The following is a 7,882-nucleotide window of genomic DNA, read 5'->3' as shown; positions in this document are numbered from 1 at the left end:
GCAAACCCTTGGCTGCACTGCCATAAAACTTTTGGGGAATACAATGACTACAACTAATCAAACGATTTACTGGACTCTTACTGACGAAGCTCCATCACTGGCAACATGTTCATTTCTGCCGATCGTACGAGCATTTACCTCTGCTGCTGATATTAATGTAAAAATTTCTGATATCTCTTTAGCTGGCCGTGTTCTATCTGCTTTCCCCGAAAACCTGAGCGAAGACCAGCGCGTAGAAGACGGTCTTAAGTTCCTAGGCGAACTGACTCAGGATCCAAGCGCTAACATTATCAAACTGCCAAACATCAGTGCTTCTATCCCACAGCTGAAAGCATGTATCGCTGAGCTGCAGGCACAGGGTTACGATATCCCTGACTTCCCTGAAGACCCACAGAGCACTAAAGAAGAAGACATTAAAGCGCGTTACTCAAAGATTCTGGGTTCAGCTGTAAACCCAGTTCTGCGTGAAGGTAACTCTGACCGTCGTGCACCAGGTGCTGTAAAAGCATTTGCACGCAAGTTCCCACACTCCATGGGTAAATGGAGCAAGGCATCTCAGACACACGCTGACTACATGCGTGGCGGCGATTTCTTCTCCAGTGAGCAGTCTGTAACTATGGATGAAGCTGGCGACGTTCGCATCGAATTCGTTAACCCGAACGGTGCAGTTGAAGTTAAAAAAGAACTGACTCTGGAAAAAGGCGAAATCATTGATTCTATGCGCATGAGCTGCTCCGCTCTGCGTGAGTTCTTCGAAGAGTCTCTACAAGACGCTAAAGAAACCGGTGTTATGTGGTCCCTGCACGTTAAAGCGACCATGATGAAGGTTTCTCACCCTATCGTATTCGGTCATGCGGTAACTGTATTCTACAAAGACCTGTTTGAAGAGTACGGCGATCTATTTAAAGAGCTGGGCGTAAACCCTAACAATGGTATCGGTAGCGTTTACGATAAAATCGCTTCACTGCCTCGCTCTAAGCGCGAAGAGATCGAAGAAGCGATCTACAAGTGCTACGAAACTCGTCCTAAGCTGGCGATGGTAGATTCTTCTAAAGGTATCACTAACCTGCACGTTCCTTCCGATGTAATCGTTGATGCATCTATGCCAGCAATGATCCGTAACGGTGGTAAGATGTGGGACGCAAACGGCCAGACTGCTGACACTAAAGCAGTAATGCCTGAATCTACATACTCTCGTATGTACCAGGACATGATCAACTTCTGTAAAACAAATGGTGCATTTGACCCGACTACAATGGGTACAGTTCCTAACGTTGGTCTGATGGCTAAGAAAGCTGAAGAGTACGGCTCTCACGACAAAACTTACGAAATCGAAAAAGAAGGTCTGATGCGCGTTGTTAAGGCAGACGGTACTGTCCTAATGCGCCACAAAGTAGAAGTTGGCGATATCTGGCGTGCTTGCCAGACTAAAGACGAGCCGGTACGCGACTGGGTTAAACTGGCTGTAAACCGTGCACGCCAGTCTGACACACCTGCTATCTTCTGGCTTGATCAGGAACGTGCACACGATCTTGAGCTGACTAAGAAAGTAAACGAATACCTGAAAGAGCACGATACTGAAGGTCTAGAAATTTACATCAAGTCTTACAGCCAGGCGATGCGCTTCTCCATGGACCGCATGATCCGCGGTAAAGATACTATCTCTGTGACTGGTAACGTACTTCGTGACTACCTGACTGACCTGTTCCCAATCATGGAACTGGGCACATCAGCTAAGATGCTATCTATCGTTCCAATGCTGAAAGGCGGTGGCATGTACGAAACAGGTGCTGGTGGTTCAGCTCCTAAACACGTACAGCAGGTTGAAGAAGAAAACCACCTGCGCTGGGATTCACTGGGTGAATTCCTGGCTCTGGCAGTATCTCTGGAAGATGTTGGTATCAAGAACGATAACAAACGCGCTGCTATCCTGGCTAAGACTCTGGATGCTGCGACAGGTAAACTACTTGAAAACAACAAGTCTCCTTCTCGTAAAACTGGTGAACTAGACAACCGTGGCTCTCACTTCTACCTGGGCATGTACTGGGCACAGGAAGTTGCGCATCAGTCTGAAGACCCAGAACTGGCTGCTGAATTTAAAGCGCTGGAAGAGGCACTGACTAGCAATAAAGATCAGATCATTGCGGAACTTGCGGAGTGTCAGGGTTCTCCAGCAGAACTTGATGGCTATTATCACGCTAAGCGTGAAACTGTTAAGAAAGTAATGCGCCCAAGTAGCACTCTGAATAATGCTCTGGCTGCAGCTACTAAATAATCTGTTCCAATACTAAAAAAAGCCCGGCGTATGCCGGGCTTTTTGTTTCTCTACTTTTAACTTCTATACTGATCTCATAACCCTCAGCAATGAGACCGGTATGTTTCAAAATCTAACCTCTACGATCTGCCTCATTCTATTTCTGGCACTCAATCCCAGCTATGCTGAAACCGTTAGGTTAACCACGCACAACCTCGCTCCATACAGTTACTATGAAAACGACAAACTGATTGGGAAAGCCGTTATAGTAGTCGAGTGCGCTTTTAAACAGCTCAATAATTTTGAAGCTGAATTCATTGTTGTTCCATGGAAAAGAGCGCAACAGATGGTAGAAAAGAATGAGGCTGAGGGATTTTTCGCTGCCTCTCACAATCCGCAAAGGGATGAATACGCAGTAATTTCAGAAATCATTGCTGAGCAAAAATGGACCTGGTATATGCTAACAGAACGGATAGCGGATCCAACCAGCGATACCTTTAAACAGAATTATATTGTCAGCAGTTTTCTGGGTGCCAATATGCAGAAGTGGCTGAATCAACAGGGTTTCAAACTAGTAAACCAACTTCCTTCAACTAATTTGCAGCTATTTAAGCTACTCATGCATAAAAGAGTTGATGCCATCCTTGCTAATGATCAGGTGATGAACAAACTGATTACTGAGAACAATGCAGCTGACAAGATCAGTACCATCATTAACCGAAACAAGCCTCTAGGCGTCTATTTCAGCAAGGCATTCATCCAGAAAAACCCAAAATTCCTACCCTCCTTCAATCAAGCTGTACTAAATTGTCGTAGCTAAACGGCAGGCATAAACAAACGACATGCACAAAAAAGCACGCTCATAAGCGTGCTTTAAAATACTTCTTACTTAACGTTATGACTTACAGGTTAGCTATTCTGTTTAAGCCAGAAATTGCTGCCACACGATAAGCCTCAGCCATGGTTGGGTAGTTGAACGTTGTATTGATAAAGTACTTCAACGTATTAGCCTCACCCTCCTGCGCCATAATCGCCTGACCGATATGCACGATCTCAGCAGCATGTTCGCCGAAACAGTGAATACCTAAAATCTCCAACGTCTCACGGTTGAATAGAATCTTCAGCATACCAACCGGCTGACCATAGATTTGGGCACGAGCTGTATCTTTAAAGAAAGCCTGGCCTACTTCGTAAGGCACACACTCACTTGTAAGCTCTTCCTCAGTCTTACCTACAGAACTGATCTCTGGAATTGTGTAGATTCCCGTAGGCACTTCATTGATATAACGGAAGTCCTCAGCATCCAGCATATCTGCTGCTGCCGCACGCCCCTGATCCAATGCCGCTGAAGCTAGGCTTGGCCAACCGACTACGTCACCTGCAGCATAGATTCCTTCACATGCTGTACGGTAGTGCTCATCCACTTCTAACTGACCACGGCTGTTTGCTGTAAGACCAATATTTTCCAGCTTAAGCTGTTCAGTGTTACCGCTACGGCCGTTACACCACAGGAATGCGTCTGCACGGATTTTCTTACCTGACTGAAGGGTCAGTGTTACGCCACGCTCATCAGCCTCAACGCTATCATATGTTTCGTTGTGGCGGATCTTCACAGCATTGTTACGCAAGTGGTAGCTAAGAGAATCAGAGATCTCTGCATCCAGGAAAGACAACAGGCGACTCTGGTTATCGATCAGATCAACTTTTACACCCAAACCACTAAAGATAGATGCGTACTCAGAACCGATTACGCCCGCACCGTAAATAATCAAGGTACGTGGGGTATGGCTCAGCTTAAGAACTGTATCTGAGTTGTAGATACGAGGGTGACTGAAATCGATATCGGCAGGTGTATATGGTCGAGAACCCGTCGCTATAACAATATTTTTGGCTTTGATGGTCTCGTCGCCGCTCGACGTACCGCGAACAATGACAGTGTTTTTATCTTCAAACTCTGCCTGACCGAAGAAAACATCGATACGATTACGTGCGTAAAAGTTTGTACGCAGCATAACCTGGCTGGAAATAACCTTTTCTGCTCGCTTCAGTACTTTAGGAAAAGAGAACCAGCGAGGCTCACCGATATCACGGAACATCGGGTTGGTATTAAATTCAATGATCTGCTTAACAGAGTGGCGTAACGCCTTGGAAGGGATAGTACCTTTATGAGTACAGTTACCACCTACGGATTCCTGCTCCTCAATTACGGCAACACGGCGACCTTTCTTAGCAGCATTCATCGCTGCGCCTTCACCTGCCGGACCTGAACCGATCACAATGACATCATAGTCATAAACCGCCATCACTATCCCCTATCAATTATCGTTATCTTATTGTTTCGTTAGGATCATACCAGCTTACGTCTTATTAAGAATCTACGCAGACTAATCCTTTAGATTTAAGCATGTATTTTATTGTTTTCACTGCCCTTTTAGGGTGCAAAAAACCAAAGAGTCAGCTGGATTCTACTCTTTCTCAGAACCTTTTATTTCGTAGCCCAGATCAGCCTTATCAACTTCTTTCTGCTGACGTTCCTGTTCCTCTTCACACTTTTGCGGATCATCGCCACAGATACTGCATTTACCCTCAATACCTACGTTTGCCAATCCGCCACAGGAACCGGAGATAGGCTTTCTTCCCATGATAACGCCAACGGACATCGCCACAATTACAATCATCAAGAAAACAAACGCAAAAATCATCGTAGCCATACTATTACCTCAGTGCACCAGATAACGATTGAAACCTGATGTCATCAATTCTTCAAAGCCCTGCTCACCTTTCACTAACAAAAAGGCTTCAACATCTTCAGCTTCAGCAAATTCAAGAGCCTTCTCCGGCCCCATCACCATCATAGCAGTAGCAAACCCATCTGCCTGGGCGCAGGTTTTAGCCAAAACAGTGACAGATGCCAGCTTATGCTTAATGGGCTGAGCTGTTTGTGGATCTATTGTATGCGAAAAACGCACACCGTTCTCTTCAAAGTAGTTACGATAATCACCTGAAGTAGCAACACCAATGTCACTCACAGCAATTATCTTATGGATCTCTCTTCCAGCCTCAGCGATCGGTGACTCTATTGCAATCCGCCAACTCAGGCCTGCAGGCTTAAGCCCTTTTGCACGAAGCTCACCACCGATTTCAACCAGATAACTATTGATCCCCTCCGCCTCAAGAAGTTCAGCAACAGTGTCAACACCATAACCTTTAGCGATAGCGGAAAGATCGATATAACTATCTTTAGATTTAGTTAGCTGATCACCATTCAGTGTAACAGCCGTATAACCAACACGCTGATTAACAGCTGTTATCTGCTCTTGGGTTGGCGCTTTAACCACTCGCCCGTCAGGTCCAAACCCCCAAAGGTTTACTAGCGGCCCAACCGTAACATCGAAAGCACCACCTGATTTCTCACTAAGCTCCAAACCCTGTGAGATCACGAATGCCAATTCATCAGAGATGGTTTGGCTACTACCCTCAGGTAGAGCATTAAATTGGGATAGTTCGGAATCAGAAATATAAGTCGACATACTCTGGTTAACACGTATCAGAGCTTTATCAATTAATCCTGAAATCTTAGCCTTATGCGCATCATCCTGAGTAACCCACTTTACAGAAAAGGTGGTGCCCATTGTCATGCCAAAATGACTATAAATTCTTTCCTCTGCTTTCTGACAACCAGAGAGGAAGAATAATGCGGAGATTAGAAACAAAGCGGCCAGCAAATAAATTGCTGGCCACTGGTTTCTCTTAAGAGAAAGGATCATCAGGTGTTAACCACCAAAGTCATCCAGGAAGATGTTTTCGCGCTCTACACCCAGATCCAACAGCATCTGGATTACAGCGGAGTTCATCATTGGCGGTCCACACATGTAGTACTCACAATCTTCAGGCGCTTCGTGGTCCTTAAGATAGTTTTCATACAATACGTTATGGATGAAGCCTGTCATGCCATCCCAGTTATCTTCAGGCATTGGGTCTGACAGAGCCAGATGCCATTGGAAGTTATCATTCTCTTCCTGAAGCTGATCGTACTCTTCATTGTAGAATGATTCACGCAGTGAACGTGCACCATACCAGAATGTAATCTTACGATCTGTTTTAACACGCTTAAGAATGTCAAAGATATGTGAACGCATTGGTGCCATACCCGCACCACCACCAATGAAGCACATTTCATTGTCAGTGTCTTGAGCAAAGAACTCACCAAATGGTCCGTATACAGTGATCTTATCACCTTCTTTCAGGTTGAATACGTAAGAAGACATGATTCCCGGCGGGAAGTCTGTACCCGGAGGTGGCGAAGCGATACGGATGTTGAATTTCACAACACCACGCTCTTCTGGATAGTTCGCCATAGAGTAAGCACGAATAGTAGGTTCAGTCACTGTGGACACATACTGCCACATGTTAAACTTATCCCAATCTTCGCGGTACTCCTCCTGGATATCGAAGTCTTTGTAGTTAACTACGTGAGGAGGACATTCTAACTGAACGTAACCACCTGCACGGAAGTCTACGTTTTCACCTTCAGGCAGACGCAGAGTCAGCTCTTTAATGAAGGTTGCAACGTTAGGATTGGACTCAACAGTACATTCCCACTTCTTAACACCAAAGATCTCTTCTTCCAGCTGAATCTCCATGTCCTGCTTTACAGCAACCTGACATGATAGACGCCAGCCTTCTTTAGCTTCACGCATCGTGAAGTGTGATTCTTCAGTAGGTAGCATAGAGCCACCACCTGCATGAACTTCACACGTACACTGGGCGCAGGTACCACCGCCACCACAAGCAGAAGGGATAAAGATACCCTGGTCTGCCAGCGTTTGAAGCAGCTTGCCACCTGCAGGAACGGTCACTGATTTCTCAGGATCGTTATTGATACTAATTGTTACATTGCCGGAGCTAACCAGCTTTGAACGTGCTGCCAGAATTACCGCCACCAGTACAAGTACTACGGCGGTAAACATGACAACTCCTAGAACGATTTCAGCATTCATTGGCTAATCCTTCCTTTGTTGACCATGTAGGCATTAAAGCGATACGCCAGAGAAAGACATGAAGCCCAGAGACATCAGACCTACAGTAATGAAGGTGATGCCCAGACCACGTAGACCTTCTGGCACGTCGCTGTATTTTAGTTTTTCACGGATACCTGCCAGGGCTGTAATCGCCAGCGCCCAACCGATACCTGCACTGATGCCGTAAACAACGGATTCACCGAAGTTGTAATCACGCTCTACCATGAACAGCGCCGCACCCATGATTGCACAGTTTACTGTGATCAGAGGCAGGAACACACCCAGAGAGTTATAGAGCACAGGTACATACTTATCCAGGAACATCTCCAGGATCTGTACCATAGCCGCGATTACACCTATGTAAGAGATATAACCCAGGAAGCTAAGATCAACTTCAGGATATCCCGCCCATGCCAATGCGCCTTCACGCAGCAGCATGTTGTAAATCAAGTTGTTTACAGGTGTTGTAATTGCCAACACAACGATTACAGCAATACCCAGACCCAGAGATGTCTGAACTTTCTTGGAGATCGCCAGGAAAGTACACATCCCAAGGAAGAATGCCAACGCCATGTTTTCAACGAAAATCGCCTTAACGGCAAGGCTG

The 7,882-nt window shown here is 45.8% G+C and carries 7 protein-coding genes; 2 read left to right on the top strand and 5 right to left on the bottom strand.

Annotated elements, in window-relative coordinates; genetic code table 11:
• The first annotated feature begins 43 nt into the window (after positions 1-43).
• A complete protein-coding gene (locus tag GY843_RS07565; protein ID WP_297308162.1) occupies positions 44-2,275 on the top strand; it encodes an NADP-dependent isocitrate dehydrogenase in 2,232 nt (743 codons plus the stop codon).
• Positions 2,276-2,375: 100 nt separating this feature from the next.
• On the top strand, positions 2,376-3,074 hold the full coding sequence (locus GY843_RS07560) for an ABC transporter substrate-binding protein (protein ID WP_297308160.1): 699 nt from the start codon (positions 2,376-2,378) through the stop codon (positions 3,072-3,074).
• An 82-nt stretch (positions 3,075-3,156) separates the two neighbouring features.
• Here the strand turns inward: GY843_RS07560 and sthA are convergent, their stop codons facing one another.
• From sthA to nqrE, 5 genes are all read right to left on the bottom strand, one after another.
• The gene (sthA, locus tag GY843_RS07555) at positions 3,157-4,557 is read right to left on the bottom strand and encodes a Si-specific NAD(P)(+) transhydrogenase (RefSeq protein WP_297308158.1); all 1,401 of its coding nucleotides are present in this window, start codon (positions 4,555-4,557) and stop codon (positions 3,157-3,159) included.
• Between the two features lie 162 nt (positions 4,558-4,719).
• Positions 4,720-4,965 carry a (Na+)-NQR maturation NqrM gene (nqrM, locus tag GY843_RS07550; protein ID WP_297308157.1) on the bottom strand — a complete coding sequence of 82 codons (246 nt, stop codon included), beginning with the start codon at positions 4,963-4,965 and terminating at the stop codon, positions 4,720-4,722.
• 9 nt (positions 4,966-4,974) lie between these two features.
• On the bottom strand, positions 4,975-6,021 hold the full coding sequence (locus GY843_RS07545; protein WP_297308155.1) for an FAD:protein FMN transferase: 1,047 nt from the start codon (positions 6,019-6,021) through the stop codon (positions 4,975-4,977).
• Between the two features lie 6 nt (positions 6,022-6,027).
• The gene (gene nqrF / locus GY843_RS07540) at positions 6,028-7,254 is read right to left on the bottom strand and encodes an NADH:ubiquinone reductase (Na(+)-transporting) subunit F (RefSeq protein ID WP_297308153.1); all 1,227 of its coding nucleotides are present in this window, start codon (positions 7,252-7,254) and stop codon (positions 6,028-6,030) included.
• Between the two features lie 33 nt (positions 7,255-7,287).
• The coding region (nqrE, locus tag GY843_RS07535) for an NADH:ubiquinone reductase (Na(+)-transporting) subunit E (RefSeq protein ID WP_297308151.1) at positions 7,288-7,882 on the bottom strand (595 nt) is incomplete at its 5' end.

This window comes from Neptuniibacter sp. (assembly GCF_024231755.1).
Classification (GTDB): Bacteria; Pseudomonadota; Gammaproteobacteria; order Pseudomonadales; family Balneatricaceae; genus Neptuniibacter.
The sequence above is the reverse complement of the archived record's forward strand: the minus strand, read 5'-3'. Positions and strand labels throughout refer to the sequence as shown.